Source organism: Xenorhabdus lircayensis, from assembly GCF_016306625.1.
Classification (GTDB): domain Bacteria; phylum Pseudomonadota; class Gammaproteobacteria; order Enterobacterales; family Enterobacteriaceae; genus Xenorhabdus; species Xenorhabdus lircayensis.
Map to the genome: position 1 here is coordinate 26,892 of NZ_JACOII010000053.1, position 25,257 is coordinate 52,148.

The 25,257-nt window shown below is 44.8% G+C and carries 22 protein-coding genes; 15 read left to right on the forward strand and 7 right to left on the reverse strand.

The window, feature by feature from the left end:
• Positions 1 to 43: 43 nt before the first annotated feature.
• The 6 genes from murC to lpxC all read left to right on the forward strand — a co-directional run bounded on the left by murC (position 44) and on the right by lpxC (position 6,785).
• Positions 44 to 1,519, forward strand: a complete 1,476-nt coding sequence (gene murC, locus H8A87_RS15020; RefSeq protein WP_198690750.1) for a UDP-N-acetylmuramate--L-alanine ligase — start codon at positions 44 to 46, stop codon at positions 1,517 to 1,519.
• Entirely contained in the window at positions 1,512 to 2,432 is a 921-nt protein-coding gene (locus H8A87_RS15025; protein WP_198690751.1) for a D-alanine--D-alanine ligase, read from the forward strand. The genes murC and H8A87_RS15025 overlap by 8 nt, the downstream gene beginning before the upstream one ends.
• 1 nt (position 2,433) lies before the next feature.
• On the forward strand, positions 2,434 to 3,249 hold the full coding sequence (gene ftsQ / locus H8A87_RS15030) for a cell division protein FtsQ (protein WP_198690752.1): 816 nt from the start codon (positions 2,434 to 2,436) through the stop codon (positions 3,247 to 3,249).
• Positions 3,250 to 3,281: 32 nt separating this feature from the next.
• A complete protein-coding gene (ftsA, locus tag H8A87_RS15035; protein ID WP_198690753.1) occupies positions 3,282 to 4,538 on the forward strand; it encodes a cell division protein FtsA in 1,257 nt (418 codons plus the stop codon).
• A gap of 66 nt (positions 4,539 to 4,604) precedes the next feature.
• A complete protein-coding gene (ftsZ, locus tag H8A87_RS15040) occupies positions 4,605 to 5,768 on the forward strand; it encodes a cell division protein FtsZ (protein ID WP_198690754.1) in 1,164 nt (387 codons plus the stop codon).
• Positions 5,769 to 5,867: 99 nt separating this feature from the next.
• Positions 5,868 to 6,785 (forward strand): UDP-3-O-acyl-N-acetylglucosamine deacetylase, encoded by a 918-nt coding sequence (gene lpxC, locus H8A87_RS15045; protein WP_198690755.1) that lies wholly within the window; start codon positions 5,868 to 5,870, stop codon positions 6,783 to 6,785.
• 104 nt (positions 6,786 to 6,889) lie between these two features.
• Here lpxC and H8A87_RS15050 read toward each other — a convergent pair whose 3' ends face one another.
• Complete coding sequence (locus H8A87_RS15050) at positions 6,890 to 7,426, reverse strand: DUF721 domain-containing protein (RefSeq protein ID WP_198690756.1); 537 nt, start codon at positions 7,424 to 7,426, stop codon at positions 6,890 to 6,892.
• Positions 7,427 to 7,464: 38 nt separating this feature from the next.
• Here H8A87_RS15050 and secM point away from each other — a divergent pair, with 38 nt between their 5' ends.
• The 4 genes from secM to mutT all read left to right on the forward strand — a co-directional run bounded on the left by secM (position 7,465) and on the right by mutT (position 12,049).
• On the forward strand, positions 7,465 to 8,019 hold the full coding sequence (secM, locus tag H8A87_RS15055; RefSeq protein ID WP_198690757.1) for a secA translation cis-regulator SecM: 555 nt from the start codon (positions 7,465 to 7,467) through the stop codon (positions 8,017 to 8,019).
• Between the two features lie 92 nt (positions 8,020 to 8,111).
• The gene (secA, locus tag H8A87_RS15060) at positions 8,112 to 10,820 is read left to right on the forward strand and encodes a preprotein translocase subunit SecA (protein ID WP_198690758.1); all 2,709 of its coding nucleotides are present in this window, start codon (positions 8,112 to 8,114) and stop codon (positions 10,818 to 10,820) included.
• A gap of 208 nt (positions 10,821 to 11,028) precedes the next feature.
• Positions 11,029 to 11,370 (forward strand): hypothetical protein, encoded by a 342-nt coding sequence (locus H8A87_RS15065; protein WP_198690759.1) that lies wholly within the window; start codon positions 11,029 to 11,031, stop codon positions 11,368 to 11,370.
• 274 nt (positions 11,371 to 11,644) lie between these two features.
• On the forward strand, positions 11,645 to 12,049 hold the full coding sequence (gene mutT / locus H8A87_RS15070) for an 8-oxo-dGTP diphosphatase MutT (RefSeq protein WP_198690760.1): 405 nt from the start codon (positions 11,645 to 11,647) through the stop codon (positions 12,047 to 12,049).
• A 99-nt stretch (positions 12,050 to 12,148) separates the two neighbouring features.
• Here the strand turns inward: mutT and yacG are convergent, their stop codons facing one another.
• From yacG to ppdD, 6 genes are all read right to left on the reverse strand, one after another.
• Entirely contained in the window at positions 12,149 to 12,346 is a 198-nt protein-coding gene (gene yacG / locus H8A87_RS15075; RefSeq protein WP_198690761.1) for a DNA gyrase inhibitor YacG, read from the reverse strand.
• A gap of 37 nt (positions 12,347 to 12,383) precedes the next feature.
• Positions 12,384 to 13,142 carry a cell division protein ZapD gene (gene zapD, locus H8A87_RS15080; RefSeq protein WP_198690762.1) on the reverse strand — a complete coding sequence of 253 codons (759 nt, stop codon included), beginning with the start codon at positions 13,140 to 13,142 and terminating at the stop codon, positions 12,384 to 12,386.
• Positions 13,135 to 13,758 carry a dephospho-CoA kinase gene (coaE, locus tag H8A87_RS15085; protein WP_198690763.1) on the reverse strand — a complete coding sequence of 208 codons (624 nt, stop codon included), beginning with the start codon at positions 13,756 to 13,758 and terminating at the stop codon, positions 13,135 to 13,137. Before coaE ends, zapD begins: the two co-directional genes overlap by 8 nt.
• Positions 13,759 to 13,890: 132 nt before the next feature.
• Positions 13,891 to 15,090, reverse strand: a complete 1,200-nt coding sequence (gene hofC / locus H8A87_RS15090; RefSeq protein ID WP_198690764.1) for a protein transport protein HofC — start codon at positions 15,088 to 15,090, stop codon at positions 13,891 to 13,893.
• A complete protein-coding gene (gene gspE / locus H8A87_RS15095) occupies positions 15,087 to 16,601 on the reverse strand; it encodes a type II secretion system protein GspE (RefSeq protein ID WP_198690765.1) in 1,515 nt (504 codons plus the stop codon). Before gspE ends, hofC begins: the two co-directional genes overlap by 4 nt.
• A 69-nt stretch (positions 16,602 to 16,670) precedes the next feature.
• Positions 16,671 to 17,093: a prepilin peptidase-dependent pilin gene (gene ppdD, locus H8A87_RS15100; protein WP_198690766.1), complete on the reverse strand. Its 423-nt coding sequence runs from the start codon at positions 17,091 to 17,093 to the stop codon at positions 16,671 to 16,673.
• 334 nt (positions 17,094 to 17,427) lie between these two features.
• On the opposite strand from ppdD, the gene ampD reads away from it, so the two are divergent.
• The 5 genes from ampD (at position 17,428) to aceF (ending at position 25,111) form a co-directional block, all read left to right on the forward strand.
• Positions 17,428 to 17,970 carry a 1,6-anhydro-N-acetylmuramyl-L-alanine amidase AmpD gene (ampD, locus tag H8A87_RS15105; RefSeq protein WP_198690767.1) on the forward strand — a complete coding sequence of 181 codons (543 nt, stop codon included), beginning with the start codon at positions 17,428 to 17,430 and terminating at the stop codon, positions 17,968 to 17,970.
• 5 nt (positions 17,971 to 17,975) lie between these two features.
• Positions 17,976 to 18,842, forward strand: coding sequence for a beta-lactamase regulator AmpE (ampE, locus tag H8A87_RS15110; RefSeq protein WP_198690768.1), 867 nt, complete (start codon positions 17,976 to 17,978; stop codon positions 18,840 to 18,842).
• Positions 18,843 to 19,577: 735 nt separating this feature from the next.
• Positions 19,578 to 20,342, forward strand: coding sequence for a pyruvate dehydrogenase complex transcriptional repressor PdhR (gene pdhR, locus H8A87_RS15115; protein WP_198690769.1), 765 nt, complete (start codon positions 19,578 to 19,580; stop codon positions 20,340 to 20,342).
• Between the two features lie 238 nt (positions 20,343 to 20,580).
• Entirely contained in the window at positions 20,581 to 23,244 is a 2,664-nt protein-coding gene (gene aceE / locus H8A87_RS15120; protein ID WP_198690770.1) for a pyruvate dehydrogenase (acetyl-transferring), homodimeric type, read from the forward strand.
• Between the two features lie 13 nt (positions 23,245 to 23,257).
• On the forward strand, positions 23,258 to 25,111 hold the full coding sequence (aceF, locus tag H8A87_RS15125; protein ID WP_198690771.1) for a pyruvate dehydrogenase complex dihydrolipoyllysine-residue acetyltransferase: 1,854 nt from the start codon (positions 23,258 to 23,260) through the stop codon (positions 25,109 to 25,111).
• Positions 25,112 to 25,257: the final 146 nt, after the last annotated feature.

Sequence of the window (25,257 nt, forward strand, 5' to 3'; positions counted from 1 at the left end):
AAAGTAGAACGGTGACGTAAACATAACGAGTGAAGATTAAAACGTGAATACACAACAGTTGGCGAAATTAAGAGCTTCAGTGCCTGAAATGAGAAAAGTCAGGCATATCCACTTTGTCGGCATTGGTGGTGCTGGCATGGGTGGTATCGCCGAGGTGTTGGCTAATGAAGGTTATCAGATAAGTGGTTCTGATCTGGCACCCAACCCGGTCACACAACAACTGATTGCTCTGGGTGCAACCATTTATTTTAATCACCGTCCGGAAAATGTACGGGGCGCCAGTGTGGTGGTTGCATCCACCGCCATCTCTGCGGACAACCCAGAGATTATGGCTGCTCGTGAAGCACGCATTCCGGTGATTCGTCGTGCTGAAATGCTGGCAGAGCTTATGCGTTACCGGCACGGTATTGCCATTGCGGGAACGCATGGTAAAACCACGACGACAGCAATGATTGCAGGTATTTATGCACAGGCGGGTCTTGATCCTACATTCGTTAATGGTGGATTGGTGAAGGCAGCAGGTACACATGCCCGTTTAGGCAGCAGCCGTTACCTGATTGCGGAAGCAGATGAAAGTGATGCGTCATTCTTGCACTTACAGCCCATGATGGCGGTTGTCACCAATATTGAAGCCGACCACATGGAGACCTATCAGGGCGATTTCGAAAATCTGAAACAAACATTCGTTAACTTCCTGCATAACCTGCCGTTCTATGGGCGTGCAGTGATGTGCATTGACGATCCTGTTGTGAAAGAACTGATCCCCCGTATCGGGCGTTATATCACGACCTATGGTTTCAGTGAGGAAGCGGATGTTCGCATTACCCATTATGAGCAGAAAGGGGCTCAGGGTTTTTTCACCATCAGTCGGCATGATTTGCCAGACCTGCATGTGGTGTTAAACGCCCCTGGACGCCACAACGCGCTGAATGCGACGGCTGCCGTGGCTGTAGCGACAGAGGAAGGCATCAATGATGCCGCTATTCTATCGTCACTGGCAGAGTTTCAGGGAACTGGGCGCCGCTTTGATTTTCTGGGAGACTTTTCCCTCAAGCATATTAATGGCAAAGAAGGCCGGGTGATGTTGGTAGATGATTATGGTCATCATCCAACTGAAGTTGACGCCACGATTAAAGCCGCACGGGCAGGCTGGACGGATAAACGTATTGTGATGGTATTCCAGCCGCATCGTTATACGAGAACCCGTGATTTATATGATGATTTTGCCAATGTTCTGGGTCAGGTAGATGTTCTATTGATGCTGGATGTGTATGCCGCAGGTGAAACCCCGATTCCGGGTGCGGATAGCCGTTCTTTATGCCGCACTATCCGTAGTCGTGGAAAATTGGATCCGATTTTTGTGTCAGAGCCTGAGCAAATCTCAGCCATGCTGTCACAGGTTATAGAAAGCAACGACTTAGTCTTGGTACAGGGTGCCGGTAATATCGGCAAAATAGCGCGTAATCTGGCTGAAACAAAATTACAGCCATCTTTTAGTGAGGGAGAGCATCATGGTTGATAAGGTCGCTGTTCTGTTAGGTGGAACGTCCGCTGAGCGTGAGGTTTCATTGCAATCAGGACAAGCTATTGTGTCTGGGCTGAAAGAAGCGGGCATTAATGCCTATTCAGTCGATACAAAAGACTTTGATGTGACTAAACTCAAAGAAGAAGGATTCAGCAAAGTCTTTATCGCGTTGCATGGCCGTGGCGGTGAAGATGGTACGCTACAAGGTTTACTGGAGTTTTTGCAACTCCCTTATACCGGCAGTGGCGTAATGGCATCAGCCTTGTCAATGGACAAATTGCGTACAAAACAGCTATGGCAGGGAGCAAAACTACCTGTTTCTCCTTATGTCGTAATTAATTCTCAAAAATTTGAACAAGTTAATGATTTGCAGCTCAAAGAATATGTTCGAGAATTAGGGCTACCATTAATGGTTAAACCGAATTTGGAAGGTTCCAGTGTCGGGATGACCAAAGTGAATGACTATCCCGAGCTGTATGGCGCATTGGAACTGGCATTCCAGTACGATACTGATGTGTTGGTTGAGAAATGGATGTTTGGCCCTGAATATACCGTGGGATTTCTGGGTGATGAGGCTCTTCCTTCTATCCGCATTCAGGCTCCGGATGTGTTTTATGATTACGATGCGAAATATATTTCCAATGAAACGCAATACTTCTGTCCAAGTGGCTTGAGTGTGGAAAAAGAGCAGGAGTTGGTAGCGATTGCATCAAAGGCGTATAAAGCGCTTGGATGTCGTGGTTGGGGGCGAGTCGATATCATGGACGATGGCAGCGGTAACTTTTACCTGTTGGAGGTGAATACCTCTCCAGGCATGACTAACCATAGTCTGGTACCCATTGCTGCGCGTCAGGCTGGGCTTAGTTTTTCTCAACTCGTAGCGAGAATTTTGGAATTGGCTGATTGATATGTCACAGGCAGCCCGGAATCTTCGGGAGCGGGAGAGCGAGGTTCAGGGATCTCGTCCTAGTAATGGTTATTATCTGGCAGGGATGATCTTCTTCCTGATGGTGGTTGGCACCATCATATGGGGGGGCTGGATGACACTGGACTGGATGAAAGACTCGAATAGGTTACCGCTCTCAAAGCTGGTGTTGACTGGTGAACGTCATTACACCACGAATGATGATGTCAGGCAGGCTATTTTGTCTTTGGGAGCCCCCGGGACGTTCATGACTCAGGATGTCAACGTCATTCAGGAAAAGATTGAACAACTACCATGGATTCGGCAAGTCACTGTGCGTAAACAATGGCCTGATGAACTGAAAATACATCTGGTAGAATACGTGCCTTATGTGCGCTGGAATGATACTCAAATGTTGGATGCAGAAGGCCGAGTATTCAGTTTGCCGATAGAGCGCAGTGCAAACGGGCAATATCCGATGCTGTATGGGCCCGAAGGCAAAGAGAAAGACGTATTGAAAGAATATCGCATAATGGCGGCTTTGCTTGAAGGACACCAAACCAAATTGAAAGCGGTGATCATGACGGCGCGTAACTCCTGGCAATTGATATTGGATAACGATATCCGGTTGGAGCTAGGAAATCGAGATCAACCAGGGCGAATGAAACGCTTCATTGAACTTTATCCTGTGTTGCTGAAAAACACGGAGAAGCGCGTGGCTTATGTTGACTTACGTTATGACAGCGGTGCTGCGGTAGGTTGGGCTCCTTTATTAACTGATACGCCGGTTTCAATGAACGGGCAAGAAAACAAACAGTGACTGGTAATAATACAGAGACAGGCAGAATAACGATGATCAAATCAACGGACAGAAAATTGGTAGTTGGCCTTGAAATCGGGACAGCAAAGGTATCTGCCCTGGTTGGTGAAATTCTGCCCGATGGTATGGTTAATATTATCGGAGTAGGAAGTTGTCCATCTCGTGGCATGGATAAAGGCGGTGTCAACGACCTTGAATCGGTCGTTAAATGCGTACAGCGTGCTATTGATCAGGCTGAACTTATGGCGGATTGTCAGATCTCTTCAGTCTATCTAGCGCTTTCCGGCAAGCATATCAGTTGTCAGAACGAAATTGGCATGGTACCGATTTCGGAAGAAGAAGTGACACAGGATGATGTGGACAGCGTTGTCCATACGGCTAAATCGGTTCGTGTTCGTGATGAGCACCGTATTTTGCATGTGATCCCGCAGGAATACGCAATTGACTATCAGGAAGGGATCAAAAATCCAGTAGGACTCTCTGGTGTGCGTATGCAGGCGAAAGTCCACTTGATTACCTGCCATAACGACATGGCGAAAAATATTGTAAAAGCTGTTGAACGTTGTGGACTGAAAGTTGACCAACTTATTTTTGCCGGGTTGGCAGCAAGTTATGCTGTGCTGACGGAAGATGAACGTGAATTGGGGGTCTGCGTCGTTGATATTGGCGGCGGGACGATGGATATCGCTGTATATACTGGCGGCGCATTGCGACATACCAAGGTTATCCCTTATGCAGGAAATGTGGTTACCAGTGATATCGCCTATGCGTTTGGTACTCCCCCGAGTGATGCTGAAACCATCAAGGTTCGTCACGGCTGTGCATTGGGTTTGATAGTCAGCAAAGATGAAAATGTAGAAGTCCCAAGCGTGGGAGGACGACCTCCCCGTAGTTTGCAGCGTCAGACACTGGCTGAGGTGATCGAACCTCGTTATACCGAACTGCTGAATTTAGTGAATGATGAAATTTTGCGATTGCAGGAGCAGTTGCGTCAGCAGGGAGTAAAACACCACCTGGCGGCAGGGATTGTCCTGACAGGGGGAGGAGCCCAGATTGATGGTCTGGCCGATTGTGCCCAGCGGGTGTTCCATACCCAAGTTCGCATAGGTCGTCCCCTGAACATCACTGGACTGACAGATTATGTGCAGGAGCCTTGTTATTCAACAGCAGTCGGGCTTCTGCACTATGGCAAAGAATCCCACCTTGGTGGAAATTCTGATGCCGATAAAAGAACGTCAGTGAGCGGCTGGTTTAAGAAAATCAGCAACTGGCTGAGAAAAGAATTTTGATTTTTTATACAGAGGCTACGACAATGTCGCCGGCCTTGATATAAAGGCACAAAACGGAGAGAAATTATGTTTGAACCACTGGAATTAACCAATGACGCGGTGATTAAAGTCATCGGCGTCGGCGGCGGCGGCGGTAATGCTGTAGAGCACATGGTGCGTGAGCGTATTGAAGGCGTAGACTTCTTTGCGGTTAACACTGATGCTCAGGCTCTGCGTAAGACGGCTGTTGGTCAGACTATCCAGATTGGCAACGGCATTACAAAAGGATTGGGTGCTGGTGCAAACCCTGAAGTTGGCCGTACTGCTGCGGAAGAAGATCGTGAGTCACTGCGTACGGCACTGGAAGGTGCTGACATGGTATTCATCGCCGCAGGTATGGGGGGGGGGACGGGAACCGGTGCCGCCCCTGTTGTGGCTGAAATTGCTAAAGAACTTGGCATTTTGACTGTTGCTGTTGTCACTAAGCCATTTAATTTCGAAGGCAAAAAGCGTATGGCCTTCGCGGAACAAGGGATCACTGAACTGTCCAAGCACGTGGACTCATTGATCACCATTCCAAATGACAAATTATTGAAAGTCCTGGGTCGCGGTATTTCCCTGCTGGATGCGTTCGGTGCAGCCAATGACGTCCTGAAGGGGGCGGTACAGGGGATTGCTGAACTAATCACTCGCCCAGGGCTGATGAACGTTGACTTCGCTGACGTTCGTACCGTGATGTCTGAGATGGGTTACGCCATGATGGGCTCTGGTATCGCACAGGGTGAAGATCGTGCGGAAGAAGCAGCAGAAATGGCTATCTCCAGCCCATTGTTGGAAGATATTGATCTCTCTGGTGCGCGCGGCGTTCTGGTTAACATTACAGCGGGCTTTGACCTGCGTCTGGATGAATTTGAAACGGTTGGTAACACAATCCGTGCATTTGCCTCTGATAATGCGACGGTGGTTATCGGTACGTCATTGGATCCAGACATGAACGATGAGTTGCGTGTTACCGTTGTGGCAACAGGCATTGGGATGGATAAACGTCCAGAAATTACGCTGGTGACCAGTAACAAAGCACCTCAGGCAAACACGATAGATCGCCGTTATCAGCAAATGCCAGGCGGACTCTCTTCATTGCCTGATGAGAACAAAACAGCAGCAAAAGTCGTTAATGACCAAAATGCGCATACGAGCAAAGAGCCTGATTATCTCGACATTCCTGCGTTTTTGCGTAAGCAGGCTGATTAATAGCTAAAAAATTGGTTTCTCCGCTTTTTGTGCTAAACTATCCTGCCAGTCATGATTTATAGTGATTGGCGGGATAAGTAACATTGCGAGATATAAACGATGATCAAACAAAGGACATTAAAACGTATTGTTCAAGCGACCGGCGTCGGTTTGCACACCGGTAAGAAAGTCACGCTGACAATGCGTCCAGCGCCGGCTAATACCGGGGTCATCTATCGTCGTACTGACTTGAATCCTCCGGTAGATTTTCCAGCAGATGCCAAATCTGTGCGTGATACTATGCTCTGTACTTGTCTGGTGAATGAGCATAATGTGCGGATTTCAACCGTTGAGCATTTGAATGCGGCGTTGGCAGGTCTGGGGATCGATAACATTGTTATTGACGTCGATGCACCAGAAATTCCGATTATGGACGGTAGCGCCAGCCCGTTCGTTTTCCTGTTATTGGATGCGGGTATTGAAGAGCTGAATGTCGCGAAAAAATTCGTGCGCATGAAAGAGTGCATTCGTGTGGAAGATGGTGATAAATGGGCTGAATTGACACCATATCACGGTTTCAGTTTGGATTTTACTATCGACTTTAACCATCCAGCGATTGATTCCGGTTCACAGCGTTATAGTCTGGACTTCTCAGCCGATTCATTTGTTCGCCAGATTAGTCGTGCGCGTACTTTCGGGTTTATGCGTGATATTGAGTATTTGCAATCTAAAGGTCTGTGCCTCGGCGGCAGCTTCGATTGTGCGATTGTGGTAGATGATTACCGAGTACTCAATGAAGATGGTCTGCGTTTCGAAGATGAGTTCGTTCGCCATAAAATGCTGGACGCTATCGGCGATCTGTTTATGTGTGGCTACAACATCATTGGCGCCTTTACCGCGTTCAAATCAGGCCATGCACTGAACAATAAGCTGCTGCAAGCTGTCTTGGCGCATGAAAGCGCTTGGGAATTTGTCACATTTGAAGATGAAGCTGAAATGCCACTGGCTTTCCGTGCTCCATCACTGGTGTTGGCATGATAGCTAACGTGTGTATTGCTAAAGAGTGTTGAGAACATTCCTATGATGCACCAGTGGGTTATGTTATCTATTACGTTCCTTTCGCTGATGTTTTTCATTCAGCGCTAGCGCTTCTTCTTGGCTGTACTGGTACCCTCTCCGGCCAGTGCAGCCAATCGTTCCAATTTCCTTTTCAATTTTTCAGGGCTACGTTCAGCCAGCATCATTAACGTTTCTGCACTTTCATGAGTCAGCTGGCGCTTTGGTAAATCCTGATTATCATTATTGGATGCCTTTATGGGTGATTTTGAGATGCCCTGTGCATTATTATCACACTTAACCATTAATGATGGATTAATCCTGATGTCGATTGATGATAAAGATGGTAGAATTTCGCTTCTCAGGGTAGAAAGCAAAACGGGGATTTCATAACGAAGTCGGGTCATCCAGCCGGCATTTCCTGCTTCCAGTACCAGAATTTGTTTGCGATAATTGGCAACTCTGCACCATGGGTGCAACTGAGCAGGAAGTAAACTGAGAACGGCACGATTGAGTTTCAATAATGCGATGGCATGTTTTTGAATCATCTGAAGTGGGCTTTTCCCGACAGTCGCAGCGTCTTCAAACAGCGTATCCAGTGATTGTGGGCGGTTATCTCGCATAATATAAAGCAGTTCCAGTATTTATTAATGAAGGGTTAATGAGTATTTTAAATCTTTGGCGACAATTTGGTAGGCGTTATTTTTGGTCTCACCTTTTACTGGGCATGGTTGCCACAGGAATTGGTGTTCCGACTGTTTTCGCCGGAGTAGCAGAAAGTCTCCCCCATACGAATACTTCTTCTGCCCAAGGAAACCAAAATCAAGCGTTTTCCTCGTTTGAGCACTTATTTCAATTACACTTGTTTCAATTAAAAAGTGCCCAGCGTCAGCCTTCGAATTATTTAAATTACTGGCAGCAACATGCTGTTCGTAACGTCATCCGTCAACTTTCTTTTGCTTTTTCGATTACGGAACCTGTCAGGTACGAAGTAGCAAAAGAAAGTACCCGGATTTCCTCTCCATCCATGCAACAACTTATGTTGGATACGTTGCATGCCATGTTGACACAAACATCAACGCCATTTGATGAAGCTAGTTCAGATGTTGCGATGGTGCTGGCTATTCTTCCTGATACCCACACTCCAGCACTCTGGGTAGCTAAAATTCAGGGAATTAGGGCTGGGCCAATGTCCAATCATTTATCTTTACTTTAATGCTTCTGGCTTATTTAATCTGATTGAATAAGCCAGTTTTTAAGAAATGATTGGTTGGCTATAACAATAGCCCTATCTGAGATGTACTAATTATGCTGATTAAATTACTGACTAAAATTTTTGGTAGCCGTAATGACCGTACCTTGCGTCGTTTGCGTAAAGGGGTTGAGGTGATCAACCGCATGGAGCCGGATTTTGAAAAACTCTCTGATGAAGAACTGAAAGCGAAAACGGAGCAGTTCCGTGCTCGCTTGAAAGAAGGGGAATCACTGGAAAAAATTCTGCCAGAAGCCTTTGCTACTGTGCGTGAAGCCAGTAAGCGTGTATTTGGCATGCGTCACTTTGATGTGCAGTTGTTGGGCGGAATGGTATTGAATGAACGCTGCATAGCGGAGATGCGTACCGGTGAAGGTAAAACGCTGACAGCAACATTGCCTGCTTATCTTAACGCCTTAACTGGGCGAGGTGTCCATGTTGTTACCGTGAACGACTATCTGGCACAGCGTGATGCCGAGAATAACCGACCCCTGTTTGAGTTTCTTGGCCTGAGTGTGGGGATTAACTTACCGGGTATGCCAGCTCCGGCAAAACGTGAAGCCTATGCCGCAGACATTACTTACGGAACCAACAATGAGTATGGTTTCGACTATCTGCGTGACAACATGGCGTTTAGTCCAGAAGAGCGAGTTCAACGCAAACTGCATTATGCGCTGGTGGACGAAGTGGACTCCATTCTGATCGATGAAGCTCGTACGCCATTGATCATTTCAGGGCCTGCGGAAGATAGCTCTGAGCTTTATATCAAAGTGGACAAACTGATCCCGAAACTGATCCGTCAAGAAAAAGAGGACTCAGATACTTTCCAAGGTGAAGGTCATTTCTCTGTTGATGAAAAAACACGTCAAGTCAACTTGACCGAGCGTGGTCTGGTGTTGGTTGAAGAATTGCTGGTGGATGCCAAGATGATGGATGAAGGCGAATCTCTGTATTCACCGACCAACATCATGCTGATGCACCATGTGACGGCAGCTCTGCGTGCCCATGTCCTGTTTACCCGCGATGTAGACTATATCGTTAAAGATGGCGAAGTCATCATTGTTGACGAACATACTGGGCGTACCATGCAGGGGCGTCGCTGGTCTGATGGTCTGCATCAGGCAGTGGAAGCTAAAGAAGGTGTTGAAATTCAGAATGAAAACCAGACACTGGCTTCAATCACGTTCCAGAACTATTTCCGCATATATGAAAAATTGGCTGGGATGACGGGAACCGCCGACACCGAAGCCTTTGAATTCAGCTCCATTTATAAACTGGATACCATCGTCGTTCCAACCAACCGTCCAATGATCCGCCAAGATTTATCGGATCTGGTTTATATGACAGAAGCGGAAAAAATTGAGGCGATCATTGAAGATATCAGAGAGCGTACAAGCAATGGTCAGCCAGTGCTGGTGGGGACAATTTCGATTGAGAAATCAGAACTCGTTTCTAATGCATTAACTCAAGCGGGTATTGCACATAACGTCTTGAACGCGAAATTCCATGCAATGGAAGCAGACATCATCGCTCAGGCTGGTCAGGCCAGCACGGTGACTATTGCGACCAACATGGCGGGACGTGGTACAGATATTGTGTTGGGCGGAAGCTGGCAGACAGAAATTGCCAAACTGAACGAGCCAACTGAAGAACAAATCGAGAAAATTAAAACTGCATGGCAAGAGCGCCATGATGCGGTATTAGCAGCTGGCGGCTTACATATTGTCGGTACAGAGCGCCATGAATCACGCCGTATTGATAACCAGTTACGTGGCCGTGCAGGGCGTCAGGGGGATGCGGGTTCTTCGCGCTTCTATCTCTCAATGGAAGACTCTTTGATGCGTATTTTTGCTTCAGATCGCGTCACCGGCATGATGCGTAAACTTGGTATGCAACCGGGTGAAGCGATTGAGCATCCATGGGTTACCAAAGCGATTGCCAATGCCCAGCGTAAAGTTGAAAGCCGTAACTTTGATATCCGTAAGCAATTGCTGGAATATGATGATGTTGCCAATGATCAGCGCCGTGCAATTTATGCCCAGCGTAACGACTTGCTTGATGTGCGTGATGTCAGCGAAACCATTGCCAGCATTCGTGAAGATGTCTTCAAGGTAACGATTGATGCCTATATCCCGCCACAATCACTGGAAGAAATGTGGGATGTTGAAGGCTTGCAGGAGCGCTTAGCCAACGATTTCGATCTGGATATGCCGATCAAGGAATGGCTGGACAAGGAACCGGAATTGCACGAAGAAACACTGCGTGAACGTATTCTTGAGAAGGCGATTGAGGTTTATAAACAGAAAGAAGAAATCGTCAGTGCAGAAATGATGCGTAACTTTGAAAAAGGCATCATGTTGCAAACTTTGGATACGCTGTGGAAAGAACATTTGGCAGCGATGGATTACCTGCGTCAAGGTATTCATCTGCGTGGTTATGCACAAAAAGATCCAAAACAAGAATACAAGCGTGAATCTTTTGCCATGTTTGCAAATATGCTGGAATCACTGAAATATGAAGTGATTAGCACCTTGAGCAAAGTTCAAGTCAGAATGCCAGAAGAAGTCGAAGCGCTTGAGCAGCAACGTCGTGAGGACGCAGAACGTTTGGCAAGACAGCAGCATCTTAGCCACGAAGTGGAACAGGGGGCGTTGATGTCAGAAGCGGAAGCACAGCTGGCAAATGGGGAGCGTAAAGTTGGACGTAACGATCCTTGCCCGTGTGGTTCTGGCAAGAAATATAAGCATTGCCACGGCCGCTTATAATTAAGCTAAGTCAATAGCGCCAGTGGTGAACTGCCACTGGCTGGTTTAGCAAAAGTCCTTAAATCTGATTCTGCCAAGAATGTTCTTCAAGGAACGTTGCTTAAGAAATAGATTTGAAGGCCAATTCCTGCATATTGCCTACACCTTCAATGAATTGGTCATCAGATAGCCGACAGGCTTCAGAGCTTTTTCTCGCGAATACGTAATTGTGCCAATCGAATACGGTAGCGATCTTCAGTCCGGCCTGGTGACTATAACTGAAAGTTATGCAGTGCGGATTGGTTTTTATCAAGAAATGAAAAATGTTGATCCATTAGGCGATATGAAGGCGTTACCCGCCAGAACACGTTCATTGGCACTCATGATTTTGGTCAGTCCTAGCATATCGGCGGTATTGCCGGCAAAAGATGCCAAGTCTTGTGATAAATATCCTACATCACAGAAATGCTTCACACTACCTTCTGTGGGAGATGTTTGTTGTGCCAGTATCGATGCCAGCCAAGGTTTACCAATACCCGAAAATAAGGGAGTTACTTCACCAGAAAACTGATAGGCGATTTTTTTGCCTCGATCAATGATTGAACGTCATATTGCATAAACGATGCTTCCTTAATCTTTAAAATAGTGGTTTTAATCTATTTATAGGTTAATTTCTTACACTGTTTGCCGTCTGTTTTTACATGATATGTTTTTGTATAGAGAGGTATTTGATAAAAAGCGATTAAATATTGAATGAAATACAAGTTTGCGATTTAAGCTAATTTTAATGTAGTCTGCAATAGATAATCACCTAGGTTAAATAATAAACTGCAAGAAAAACAATTATGGAAAAAAAACATCTGCGTATTGCGGCAGGCATCATTAAAAATAGCAATGATCAAATTTTTATCACTCAGCGTAGTGCTGATTCACATATGGGCGGTTTTTGGGAATTTCCCGGAGGGAAACTTGAACAGGGAGAGACGCCTGAACAGGCATTGATTAGAGAATTAAAGGAAGAAGTTGGGATCACGGTAACTCATTGTGAATTGGTGGATACCATCACACATGAGTTTCCTGACAGAAATATCACACTCTACTTTTTTCTAGCCGATGAATGGGAAAATGAACCATTTGGTAAAGAAGGACAGCCTTTCCGCTGGGTTTTGCAATCAGAATTAATTGCTGATGAATTCCCGCCTGCAAATCGTAGTATTGTCGCTTTTTTGACTAAAAATGGCTCTCATTAAGAAACTGGTATCACTCTTTTAAGTTGATCCATTTTTAGATAATCACATCGCAGCAGTACCAAATAAAATCGGTGCTGCCGCGATGTAATCTAAGTGATATTACTGATCCGGTTCTTCGCTCCAGCTATCATTTTCTGAGCTGTCGCTCTGACTCAATATTTTCTTTTCTTCGCTGGCCCATTCGCCCAAGTCGATTAATTGGCAACGTTTGCTGCAAAATGGGCGATATGGGCTAATTTCGCCCCATATTACTGTGTTGCCACATGTCGGGCATTCGACAGTTAATACTTCAGACATCTTATTTTCCTTTCCCCCTGTTAATTTGAAGGCCATGTTAACAGCAGGCTAATTCAAATGACAAATGGGCAGGTACAACACCATTCTCATTATCCATTGGTAAAAAACGAATGGCGAAACGTGTCTTGTAGCCAGAGACTTGTGGATAAACCAATGCATTCATCGCGACATCTAATTTTAATCTCAGTAGATCTGCCTCATCAGCATTTCCCTGATAGAATCCATTGTGACTGGTTTTAGGGGTGAATACTGCGGAGTGGCGAATGAGCTCCAGAATGCTTTCTAATGCTTGTTGTAATGGACGAAGGCTGTCTAACCAGGTTTTGACGGATTCATCCCTGATAGACTGTGGCAAATGTAGCCACAAATGCAATGTCGGCAAATCAAAGCTACAACATCCTCCAGGGATACTAAGCCGTTGACGCACCATACTGATAATGCGGTCTTCTTTGATATATTGGCTGAGTCGGGGAGCTTGATTCAAGGCAGTACTGCGCTCTTTAAGCTGCTCTGCCAAACTATGGATCATGGCAGTATCGGCATTGGGAGCACCGAGCCACAGTTTTAATTTTGCCTGCTGGCGATCCAGCTCTTTCAATAATTCAGAACGGACTTCACCCCGTTCTAGGATCTCAATTAATTCGGCAATTGTACGAAAAAACGCGAGGCTACTTGCCTGAGAATCCAAATGGCGTTGTTTTTCCAACTGTTGTAGTGAAGACTCAATCCTCAACCATGAACGCATTTTTTCATTGAGTGGATGTTCAAAAATAATAGTAGAGGTTGCATCACTCATTACGGTTTTCCTGTCTGGCTGATTTTGCTTGTTTTAAATACTGTTGATGTAATTCGACCACTTGGGAGGTAATATCTTGTTCGCTGTGGTGGTTAAAGATGACATCATCTGCCTTTTCCAGTCTGGCCTGACGGCTGGCCTGTGCAGCCAGAATATTTTCGACTTGCTCACGACTTACGCCATCGCGAGCCATTGTTCGATCAATCTGTACTTCTGGCGGGACATCAACAACCAAAATACGGTCTGCCAAATACATTAAACTATTTTCAATTAACAAAGGAACCACCCAAATGACATAGGGAGCGGTAACTTGGTTTAATTGTCGTTGGGTTTCTGTTTGTATCAGTGGATGCAAAAGTGCATTGATCCACTGTTTTTCTTCCGGTGCAGCAAAAATTTTCTGGCGCAGCCGTGCGCGGTTAAGACTGCCATCAGACAATAATATATCAGGGCTGAAGTGCTCTGCGATTGCCTGCAATGCGGGGGTGTCTGGAGTAACAACTTCTCTGGCAATAATGTCGGCATCAACAATCGGGACACCAAGGGATGAAAATACATTAGAAATAGTCGTTTTACCGCTACCAATTCCACCTGTGAGTGCAACAATATAAGTCATTCCATCCCTTAAAATATTTCTGATAGCATAATTAAATTGTAACTCAAGGGAGACTGATGGGCTATAAACAAACGCGTATAATTCCTGCTTTTGCGGCTTCAAGAAAAGATAACGAAACATGTAAATATCTTGTTACGTCAATATTGCACCTAATTGAAAAATAGGCAGATACATAGCCAACAATAATAGACCAACAATCAGTGCCATTATCAGCATCAATAGAGGTTCAAGTAATTGAACTAGACTATCAGCAAGGTTGATGGATTTTTCTTGATACCATTTTGCAAGATTAAATAAAAATAATTCTAACTCTCCTGATTCTTCACCTATCGTAACAAATTGTTGACATAGCGAAGGGAAATACGCTGCTTTTTTTAATGCATCACTCATTGGAACGCCTTGTTGGATCTGCCTATGCAGACTTTTTACGCCTGCGATAAACACAGGGTGGTGAGTAGCATTTAGAGCGCATTCAAGCCCTGTAGTTAGTGTTAATCCTGCTTTTTGTGTCATAAACAGGATGTGGAATATTTGATTGGTCTGTTGATAAATCGTGAGTTGCTTAAAAAGAGGGAGTTTCAGCAGGAGCATTTTTTCCTTTTTTTTCAATATTGGAAAGCGATGACGTAGCCATAGATAACCCATTAGCGACATCAATATTATTATTAGTAGTAGTACACCATGTTGAATTAAGAAATCAGAACCTGATAAAACCCATTGTGTTAACAGAGGCAAGGAAGCATTAAACGAAGAATAGACTTGTCGAAATTCCGGTAGGACAAAAACCAACATCAGAATAATAACCAAGAAGGTCACAAAGGCGACAATCAAGGGATAGCGATAAGCCTTCTGCATTTTCTTCCGCAACGTATTCTGCTGTTCCAGCCGATTAATGATCAATTGGCAGCAGTTTTCGAGTTGGCCCGTTTGTTCTCCTACTGCGATAAGTTGGCAGAATAAAGGGGAAAACAACTTCGGATAGTGTTCCAGCGTTGTGGAGAATGATTCACCCTGACTAATTTTCTGAATTATATCCGTTAATACACATCGCCAGAGATCATATTTGCACTCTTGCAATAAGATAGCTAGCCCCCTGAGTAGGGGGATGCCCGATGACAATAACGTGCTTAATTGATGAATGAAATGTAGACGATAAGCAATTTCTTTTTCGCTGTAATAAATAATTTTTTTACATTTAATGACATAGGGTTGCAACTCGAGATAGCTTAAGTGTTGGAATACACTTTTTTTGTTGTGGGCAATACTTTCTCCCTTTATGACCTTGCCTTTGCCGTTAATCGCTTGCCATTGATAAATAAATTCTATTTTCATTCTGTTTCATGGCCTGTAATCTGATAAATCTCTTCAAGAGTAGTGATCCCTTTTTCCACTAATGCCAGCCCTGCCGAAAAAAGTGTTGAATCCTGCTGTGTGGCAAGTAAGCGTGAGAGATTGGATTTTGAATGTTCAGACAGAGCTTGCTGGAGTTCTGGTTTGATTTCGAGGAATTCATAGATGGCTGTTCTGCCATAATAACCAGAAAAACAGTGGTCACAACCAACCGCATTCCATTTTTTTATGGTAGATGTGGGAGAGGTTTCTGTCTTATTGATAATATTAGGGACAATGGTGGGGCTACTGTCTTGTTGGCGACAATGGGGGCAGAGTTTACGAACCAGCCGCTGGGCAATAATCAATTTCACGCATGAGGCTGTAGTATAGCCAGCGATTCCCAGATTTTGCAGACGGGATAAGGTATCGATGGTGGAATTAGTATGCAGTGTCGATAAAACCAAGTGGCCCGTTTGCGCTGCTTTCATCGATATTTCGGCGGTTTCATTGTCACGAATCTCACCAACCATAATGATATCGGGATCTTGCCGTAATAGTGCCCTGAGCACTTTGGCAAAATCAAGGCCAATCTTATTATTCACAGGCGTTTGGTTGATGCCATTCAACGGAATTTCAACAGGATCTTCGACACTACAGATATTCTTTTTAGCTTGGTTTAAATATTGTAGGCAGCTATAGAGTGTGACGGTTTTTCCGCTGCCGGTTGGGCCTGTTACCAAAATCATTCCTTGTGGTAAATGGATCTTCTGTTTTAAAAGTTGTAACTGTGATTCAGGTAAGCCAAGTTGTTCCAAGGATAATTGGTGTATGGTATTTAAAATGCGCAGGACTATCTTTTCCCCATGTAATGTCGGTAGTGTTGATATGCGTATCGCATAGCTGTTTTTGCTGTCGCTCCAATCAAATTGCCCGTCCTGCGGTTGGCGTTTTTCAGCAATATTGAGCTTCGCCATGATTTTTAAGCGAGCAGGAATACTTGTATTCATTTGAGGTGGTGGGGTTTGCATGGCATGTAATATCCCATCAACTCTAATACGGATTTGATAGCTATGTTGAGAAGGTTCAAAGTGAATATCTGAGGCTCTTTTTTGTATTGAGGTTAATATTGTCTGATTAATTAATTGAATAACTGGTGTGTCTATATCCTCGTCACGGATATTGTTAGCTTGTATTGTATGATGACCGGGATAGGTGGTATCCAGACTATCTATACGGTAAGGTTCCAAGTCATCATTTTCTGCACAGTGATTTTCTGCTGATATCAACGGTTTTTCCTGTGTCAGCATTGATTCTATTTTTGCTTGTGGCCAAATATCTACATTAACGATTAAGCCAGAAATAAAACGCAATGCAGCGATGAAGTCCTCATTAGGTGATTTACTACAGGCAATAGTAATAGTATGGAGTTCTTTTTTTATAATAATGGCCTGGTGTCGCTGGCACAGCTCGTTTATTTCTCTTTCCATTAAGAGATGTTCCTTATTTATCATTCGTTATATTCCTTTGATATGAATTAATTTAATAATTTTGTTTTTTTATGGCTATTTAAAAATAGATTTTTAAAATTTTAAAGTTTCCTGACATTTTAGTTTAAGTGATTCATTTTTAGACTCACAAATGGTTTTCCATTGAGTTATACCTGTTTTTGTATCCTGAGTGGGTTTTAAAATAGCATTGAGTCCGTTGAGATTTTGTTGGCCTGCGATGGTTATTTCGCCATCTTTTACTGTGATAGTGCTGATATAACGGCTATTGTGACCTGATGGAATGGAGGCTTGACCTGAATGGCAATCTCTATAATTTTCCGTTTCAAAACGACAAAGCTCTACACCAGATTTATAAGGCACAATAGCTTGCAGCATATCGGTTAATGCTGCTTTTTGGATATATCCCTGATAACTGGGAATGGCAATCGCGCCAAGAATAGATACGATTGCCATAACAACCATCACTTCTATTAATGTAAATCCACTCTGATTCATTTTTTCTCCGTTATGCGTATTTGACTATATTATTATGTCTGATTGCCGATAGATGCCGATGCGAATAAGCATGAAGAAAAAGGAGGAAAACAAAATAGCTTTAATAATTTTTATGGAATGGGTTCGAAGAAATAATCATGTGTTACATTTTTTGCAAAAAACTTTTCGAACCTGTCTACAAATAAAAAACCGTCAGAGATATTGGTCGATTGGAAGTGCTAGCATGCTAACCTGTTACACTTTAAACGGCAGAGTTCCGTTTGCGGACGCTATATGATTTGGAATAGCAAAGCTGGAATAGTGATATTGAGATTATTCAGGGGGGAGTAAAAGAATGAAGCTGCATGAAGGATGGATTGATGTTGCAAGAAAGGTCATTTCTCCACATTGTGATTTGCGCCCAGGAGGTGAGATTCCATCATTACTGGTCATTCATAACATCAGTTTACCTCCCAGCAAGTTTGGTGGCCCTTATATTGATCAATTATTTATGGGAAGGCTGGATCCAAATGATGATCCTTTTTTTGATGAGATCAAACATTTACGTGTCTCTGCTCACTGCCTAATCCGACGTGACGGAGAGATTGTGCAATATGTTCCTTTCGATAAAAGAGCTTGGCATGCAGGTATTTCCTGTTACTGTGACCGTGAGAAATGCAACGATTTTTCGATAGGTATTGAGTTGGAAGGTACAGATTATGAGGAATTTACTGAAATTCAGTACACTAAGCTGGCGGAAATTACCGATCTGCTTATCAGTCAATATCCTGATATTCGTAGCAATATTACGGGGCACAGTGATATTGCACCGGGTAGAAAGACCGACCCAGGGCCTTATTTTTATTGGGAACATTATCGGCAACTATTGAAGGAGTGAGTGGGATGACTCTCTTTATTCTGTTGTTAATACTGGCATGGGAGCGCATCTTTAAGATGGGAGACCATTGGCAGTTAGAACGCTATTTATCTCCTCTTTTTGTCAGAATAAAATCATATTCCTTATGGGGCAGTTTGGGCATGACCTTGCTGGCTGCCTTATTGACTTGGAAGCTTATTGATATTTCGAGTTCTGTTGCTTTTGGTATCCCAGCAATTTTGCTTAGTATTATTATCAGTCTGTTATGTATTGGTGCAGGGGAATTGCGTCATGACTACCGAGGGTATCTTCAGGCCGTGCGTCATGATGATTCTGAACAGCAAAATAGTTATTTTTCCCGTTTGACGATGATACAGGGAACATTGTCTGATGCAGCACATAATACAACAAAGGATGAACGGCTGCGTGAAATACAGAATGCATTAATCTGGATAAATTTTCGTTATTATCTCGCGCCGATTTTTTGGTTGGTTGTATTGGGAAAATTTGGCCTTGCCATTTTGATGGGATATGGCTGCCTCAGAGCTTATCAGGGATGGCTGGCACAGCACGCAACGGCGGTGCAGCGAGCACAATCGGGGGTTGATGGCGTACTGCATTGGTTGGACTGGATTCCCACACGTCTGGCGGGTATTGCTTATGCTTTGCTGGGACATGGTGAGAAAGCTTTGCCAGCCTGGATCGCATCGCTCAGTGATTTTCGGACGTCGCAATATAAGGTGGTCAGCCAATTAGCTCAATTTGCGTTAAGTAAAGAGCCTCATCTCAATCCAGTGAAAACGCCTGTGGCTGCCGTCACATTGGCTAAGAAGGCTACGTTTACTATTGTGATTATTGTTGCATTGTTAACTATTTATGGGGCATTAGTTTAACAACAGGGACGAGTTTAGCGGCTCTGTATACCTTTCATCGTTCAAGTTGTAGCTTTGTTGGCTGCGCCACTCACTACGTCGCTGCAACTTGAAATATATAGATAAAACATAGGTAATTGAAATGATAACTTAAGGAATATTCCAATTATTCAGATATAAACATTCAGAATAATTAGTATTGATGCTGATGTAGGATGATTTGAAGAACCATTCCATTCATAAAGACTAAGAATGACGCTGGAGGGTGTTTTTTATTAATAGATGTTTGGGCTTCCTGATAGTTTTGGGGTGTCTATTTGGGTTTGACTATGTTGGTTAATTTATGGACTGCGTTCGATGAGTGTTTTTGTTAACTTATTTGAATTTCAATTCACATTAAGTAAATTTTTATAGGATTTTTTTGTTGCCATAACGATTCAGCTTGCCTACTTATTACGTTTAAAAACGTTAAATCTCCTCAAGTTTCCCCGCCTTAAAATCCCTTTTGGTTATAATTTTCTAATAAAATTTAAAATAATTTGTTAAAATTTGCAGGATTTTATGATTTAGCTCAAGGTCTTTATAGACAGCTAGTGAATACTTTGTTACTTTAAGACCCTGTATTCTAAATTGGTAATACCAATTGACTTCAGTCCCGTTATCTAGGGTTTAGTGACTAAGATTTAGTGGCTAAGGCTTAGTTAAGTTGGGCACAGTCCGAAGCAACATTTACTCATTGAATGGCTTACAGCATATATGTCTTATAGCAAGATTCGCCAACCAAAGTTATCAGATGTGATTGAGAAGCGTCTTGAACAGCTCATTCTCGAAGGCTCGCTACGCCCGGGGGAAAAGCTGTTGCCTGAGCGTGAACTGGCGAAGCAGTTCGAAGTATCACGCCCTTCGTTGCGCGAAGCTATTCAAAAATTGGAAGCCAAAGGCTTTCTTTTCCGTCGTCAAGGGGGAGGAACTTTCGTACAGAACAATCTGTGGCAAAGTTTCAGCGACCCACTTGTCCAACTTATTGCAGAGAATCAAGAATCCCAGTTCGATCTCCTTGAAGCGCGGCATGCGTTAGAGGGCATTGCGGCTTACTATGCCGCCCTTAGGGGAACCGATGAAGATTTCAAACGCATTGAGCAAAGCCATCTTGCCATTCAAGAAGCCCAGCAGAGTGGGGATGTGAATGCGGAATCTGATGCTGTACTGCAATATCAGCTTGTTGTCACGGAAGCAGCCCATAATGTGGTATTGCTGCATTTATTGCGCTGTATGATCCCGATGTTAGAACAAAATATCAGGCGCAATTTCGAATTCATCTATACCCGCAAGGAAATGTTGGCAGCCGTTAGTGACCATAGGGCTGAGATTTTTCGCTCTATTATGGCGAGAGAACCGGAAAAAGCCCGCGAGGCTTCTCACCGCCATTTGGCCTTTATTGAAGAAGTTTTATTGGATCTGACTCGTGAACATACTCGTCGTGAGCGTTCATTGAGGTGGCTCCAGCAACATCAGGAATAAGAGCCTGTCCCTTGGGGCGTCGTTGACAAATCAAATTCCCTAATGGGTGGTTCTAAACTTGACTGTACAGATCCTGACTGCTGCGTTTGTACAGTTCGTTAACTCTTTATCTAAGAGTTTTAGCAGCAACATATAGCAGGGCCTATCTTCCGGTCATAACAGGCAGTTCGTCAAAGGTTATGACCAGAAGATAGGCTCCAACAACCATTAGAAATAGATAACAGATAAGGAATACACCATGTCAGATATTTTGAAAAATGACGTGGATCCGATCGAAACTCGCGATTGGTTACAGGCGATCGAATCGGTCATCCGTGAAGAAGGTGTTGAACGTGCTCAGTTCCTGATTGATCAGGTTTTGAATGAAGCTCGTAAAGGTGGCGTTAGCGTTGCCGCAGGTGCTGCAAGCCGTGATTACATCAACACTATTCCTGTTGAGGATGAGCCTGCTTACCCTGGCAATCTGGATTTAGAGCGCCGTATCCGCTCTGCTATTCGTTGGAATGCAGTGATGACCGTTCTGCGTGCATCCAAAAAAGATCTGGAACTGGGGGGGCACATGGCTTCATTCCAGTCTTCCGCTACTGTTTATGACGTTTGTTTTAACCACTTCTTCCGCGCTCGTAACGAAAATGACGGCGGTGACTTGGTTTACTTCCAGGGCCACATTTCTCCGGGCGTTTACGCACGTGCCTTCCTTGAAGGTCGTCTGACTGAAGAGCAGATGAACAATTTCCGTCAGGAAATCGGTGGTAATGGCCTGTCTTCTTACCCGCATCCAAAATTGATGCCTGACTTCTGGCAGTTCCCAACTGTTTCAATGGGGCTGGGGCCAATTTCCGCTATTTATCAGGCTAAATTCCTGAAATATCTGGAACATCGTGGTCTGAAAGACACCTCTAAACAAACCGTTTACGCTTTCTTGGGCGACGGTGAAATGGATGAGCCAGAATCCAAAGGTGCGATCACCATCGCAACCCGTGAAAAACTGGATAACCTCGTATTCATCATCAACTGTAACTTGCAGCGTCTGGATGGCCCAGTAACCGGTAACGGTAAAATCGTTAACGAACTGGAAGGCATTTTCGACGGCGCTGGCTGGCAGGTACTGAAAGTCCTGTGGGGTGAGCGTTGGGACGAACTGCTGCGTAAAGATACCAGCGGTAAACTGGTTCAATTGATGAACGAAACGCTGGACGGCGACTATCAGACGTTTAAGTCTAAAGATGGCGCTTATGTTCGTGAATACTTCTTCGGTCGTTACCCAGAAACTGCTGCATTGGTCAAAGATATGACTGATGACGAAATCTGGGCCCTGAACCGTGGTGGTCATGATCCTAAGAAAGTCTACGCTGCACTGAAAAAAGCACAGGGCACCACCGGTAAACCAACTGTAATCTTGGCTCAGACCATCAAAGGTTACGGCATGGGTGATACCGCTGAAGGTAAAAATATTGCCCATCAGGTCAAGAAGATGAACATGGAAGGCGTTCGCCACTTCCGCGATCGTTTCAATGTGCCTGTATCTGATGAGCAAATTGAAAAACTGCCATACGTGACTTTCGACAAAGACTCTGAAGAATCCAAATATCTGCATGAGCATCGTAATGCGCTGGGTGGTTACCTGCCAAGCCGTCGTGTTAACTTCGACGACAAACTCGAAATGCCTGCGCTGGAAGACTTCAGCTCTCTGCTGGAAGAACAATCCAAAGAAATTTCTACCACTATCGCTTTCGTTCGTGCACTGAACATCATGCTGAAGAACAAGTCGATCAAAGATCGTCTGGTTCCAATCATTGCTGATGAAGCACGTACTTTCGGTATGGAAGGTCTGTTCCGTCAAATCGGTATCTACAGCCCGAATGGTCAGCAGTATACCCCGCAAGACCGTGAGCAGGTTGCATACTATAAAGAAGACTCAAAAGGTCAGATCCTGCAGGAAGGTATCAACGAACTGGGGGCTGCTTCATCTTGGCTGGCTGCTGCAACTTCTTACAGCACCAACAATCTGCCAATGATCCCGTTCTATATCTATTACTCCATGTTCGGATTCCAGCGTATCGGTGATCTGTGCTGGGCGGCGGGTGACCAACAGGCTCGCGGCTTCCTGGTGGGCGGTACTTCCGGTCGTACGACTCTGAACGGTGAAGGCTTGCAGCACGAAGATGGCCATAGCCATATTCAGTCCCTGACTATTCCTAACTGTATCTCTTATGATCCCGCATTCGCTTATGAAGTGGCTGTTATCATGCATGATGGTTTGGAGCGTATGTATGGTGAAAAACAAGAGAATATCTACTACTACATCACCACGCTGAACGAAAACTACCATATGCCAGCAATGCCTGCGGGCGCTGAAGAAGGTATCCGTAAAGGTATCTACAAGCTGGAAAGTCTGGAAGGCAAGAAAGGTCAGGTTCAGTTGCTGGGCTCTGGTTCTATCCTGCGTCATGTTCGTGAAGCAGCGAAGATCCTGTCTGAAGAATACGGCATCGGTTCTGATGTATTCAGCGTAACTTCCTTCACTGAACTGGCTCGTGATGGTCAGGATTGTGAGCGTTGGAACATGCTGCACCCATCAGAAGCACCACGTGTTCCTTACATTGCTCAGATCATGAGCGAAGCACCAGCAGTCGCTTCTACTGACTATATGAAACTGTTCGCAGAGCAAGTACGTAGCTTTGTTCCTGCAAGCGACTATCGTGTACTGGGTACTGACGGTTTCGGTCGTTCTGACAGCCGTGAAAATCTGCGTCACCACTTTGAAGTTGATGCGTCTTACGTGGTTGTTGCGGCTCTGGGTGAACTGGCTAAACGTGGCGAAGTTGATGTGAAATTAGTTGAAGAAGCTATCAATAAATACAACATCAACCCAGAAAAAGTTAACCCACGTCTGGCATAAGAGGTAAAGATTAATGTCTATTGAAATTAACGTACCTGATATTGGTGCAGATGAAGTTGAAGTTACCGAGATTATGGTAAAAGTGGGTGACACTGTAGAAGCAGAACAGTCACTGATCACGGTTGAAGGTGATAAGGCTTCTATGGAAGTCCCATCTCCACAGGCGGGTGTAGTTAAAGAAATCAAAATTGCGGTTGGCGATAAAGTTGAAACTGGCAAACTGATCATGATTTTTGAATCTGCAAACGGTGCAGTAGCTGTACCTGCGCAGCAGGAAGCAGCAGCTCCGGCGGCGGCACCAGCAGCGGCTGAAAGCAAAGAAGTTAATGTACCGGATATCGGTAGTGACGAAGTTGAAGTTACTGAAATCATGGTAAAAGTCGGTGACACAATCACTGAAGAACAGTCACTGATCACCGTTGAAGGTGACAAGGCGTCCATGGAAGTTCCTGCCCCATTCGCGGGTACTGTGAAAGAGATTCAAATTGCCACTGGCGATAAAGTCAAAACTGGTTCTCTGATCATGGTATTTGAAGTTGCAGGTTCTGGTGCAGCACCAGCGGCAGCTCCGGCGGTGGCTTCAGCAGCCGCGCCTGCGGCATCTGCGGCGAAAGAAGTCAATGTCCCGGATATTGGTGGTGACGAAGTTGAAGTTACTGAAATCATGGTAAAAGTCGGTGACATAATCACTGAAGAGCAGTCTCTGATCACGGTTGAAGGTGACAAGGCGTCCATGGAAGTCCCTGCCCCATTCGCGGGTACTGTGAAAGAGATCAAAATTGCCACTGGCGATAAAGTCAAAACTGGCTCTCTGATCATGGTATTTGAAGTTGCGGGTGCAGCGCCGGCAGTGGCTCCAGCTCCTGCGGCTGAATCTGCGAAAGCAGCGCCAGCTCCAGCCGCAAGTAAGCCAGCAGAAGGCAAAAACGAATTCGCAGAAAATGACGCTTACGTTCATGCAACCCCAGTGATTCGTCGTCTGGCGCGTGAATTTGGCGTAAATCTGGCTAAAGTAAAAGGTACTGGCCGTAAAGGTCGCATCCTGCGTGAAGACGTCCAGACTTACGTGAAAGATGCGATTAAACGTGCGGAAGCAGCACCTGCTGCTGCGGGCGGTGGCCTGCCAGGTATGCTGCCTTGGCCGAAAGTTGATTTCAGCAAGTTTGGTGAAATCGAAGAAGTTGAAATGAGCCGTATCCAGAAAATCTCCGGTGCTAACCTGAGCCGTAACTGGGTCATGATCCCTCATGTTAACCTGTTTGATGAAGCGGATATCACTGAAGTTGAAGAGTTCCGTAAACAGCAGAACAAAGAAGTTGAGAAGAAACAGCTGGGCGTGAAGATCACTCCGCTGGTATTCGTCATGAAAGCAGCCGCGAAAGCACTGGAAGCAATGCCTCGCTTTAACAGCTCTATTTCTGAAGATGGCCAAAAGCTGATCCTGAAAAAATATGTCAACATCGGTATCGCGGTTGACACTCCTAATGGCCTGGTTGTTCCTGTATTTAAGGATGTCAATAAGAAAGGCATCATGGAACTGTCCAGAGAACTGGCTGAAGTGTCCAAGAAAGCGCGTGCTGGTAAGCTGACTGCTTCCGACATGCAGGGTGGTTGCTTCACCATTTCTAGCCTGGGCGGTATCGGTACTACCGGTTTTGCACCAATTGTGAATGCTCCAGAAGTGGCTATCATGGGTCTGTCTCGTTCTTCCATGAAACCAGTCTGGAATGGCAAAGAATTCGTTCCTCGTCTGATTCTGCCTATGTCTCTGTCCTTCGACCACCGTGTGATCGATGGAGCAGATGGTGCACGCTTCATCACTTATATTAATCAATTGATGAGTGACATCCGCCGTTTGGTGATGTAATGCAAAGGCCGGTAAATATACCGGCCTAATGATTACTACCGTGACAGATATTTTTTCCTTGCATCTGGCAGGTTGAGATTTCTGTCACGTTAACGCGCTTTTCAGGTTATTTACAATTCTGTAAACTGCTCGCGGTGTGTACGTCC

Bases quoted from the DNA above. Each gene is read 5' to 3' on its own strand.
- secA (WP_198690758.1), top strand. From the start codon at position 8,112: ATGCTGATTAAATTACTGACTAAAATTTTTGGTAGCCGTAATGACCGT.
- gspE (WP_198690765.1), bottom strand. From the start codon at position 16,601: ATGATAAATAAGGAACATCTCTTAATGGAAAGAGAAATAAACGAGCTG.
- ftsZ (WP_198690754.1), top strand. From the start codon at position 4,605: ATGTTTGAACCACTGGAATTAACCAATGACGCGGTGATTAAAGTCATC.
- secM (WP_198690757.1), top strand. From the start codon at position 7,465: ATGAGTATTTTAAATCTTTGGCGACAATTTGGTAGGCGTTATTTTTGG.
- H8A87_RS15025 (WP_198690751.1), top strand. From the start codon at position 1,512: ATGGTTGATAAGGTCGCTGTTCTGTTAGGTGGAACGTCCGCTGAGCGT.
- yacG (WP_198690761.1), bottom strand. From the start codon at position 12,346: ATGTCTGAAGTATTAACTGTCGAATGCCCGACATGTGGCAACACAGTA.
- ppdD (WP_198690766.1), bottom strand. From the start codon at position 17,093: ATGAATCAGAGTGGATTTACATTAATAGAAGTGATGGTTGTTATGGCA.
- pdhR (WP_198690769.1), top strand. From the start codon at position 19,578: ATGTCTTATAGCAAGATTCGCCAACCAAAGTTATCAGATGTGATTGAG.
- coaE (WP_198690763.1), bottom strand. From the start codon at position 13,758: ATGACTTATATTGTTGCACTCACAGGTGGAATTGGTAGCGGTAAAACG.
- ftsQ (WP_198690752.1), top strand. From the start codon at position 2,434: ATGTCACAGGCAGCCCGGAATCTTCGGGAGCGGGAGAGCGAGGTTCAG.
- aceE (WP_198690770.1), top strand. From the start codon at position 20,581: ATGTCAGATATTTTGAAAAATGACGTGGATCCGATCGAAACTCGCGAT.
- hofC (WP_198690764.1), bottom strand. From the start codon at position 15,090: ATGAAAATAGAATTTATTTATCAATGGCAAGCGATTAACGGCAAAGGC.
- ampE (WP_198690768.1), top strand. From the start codon at position 17,976: ATGACTCTCTTTATTCTGTTGTTAATACTGGCATGGGAGCGCATCTTT.
- mutT (WP_198690760.1), top strand. From the start codon at position 11,645: ATGGAAAAAAAACATCTGCGTATTGCGGCAGGCATCATTAAAAATAGC.
- zapD (WP_198690762.1), bottom strand. From the start codon at position 13,142: ATGAGTGATGCAACCTCTACTATTATTTTTGAACATCCACTCAATGAA.
- ampD (WP_198690767.1), top strand. From the start codon at position 17,428: ATGAAGCTGCATGAAGGATGGATTGATGTTGCAAGAAAGGTCATTTCT.
- lpxC (WP_198690755.1), top strand. From the start codon at position 5,868: ATGATCAAACAAAGGACATTAAAACGTATTGTTCAAGCGACCGGCGTC.
- aceF (WP_198690771.1), top strand. From the start codon at position 23,258: ATGTCTATTGAAATTAACGTACCTGATATTGGTGCAGATGAAGTTGAA.
- H8A87_RS15050 (WP_198690756.1), bottom strand. From the start codon at position 7,426: ATGCGAGATAACCGCCCACAATCACTGGATACGCTGTTTGAAGACGCT.
- ftsA (WP_198690753.1), top strand. From the start codon at position 3,282: ATGATCAAATCAACGGACAGAAAATTGGTAGTTGGCCTTGAAATCGGG.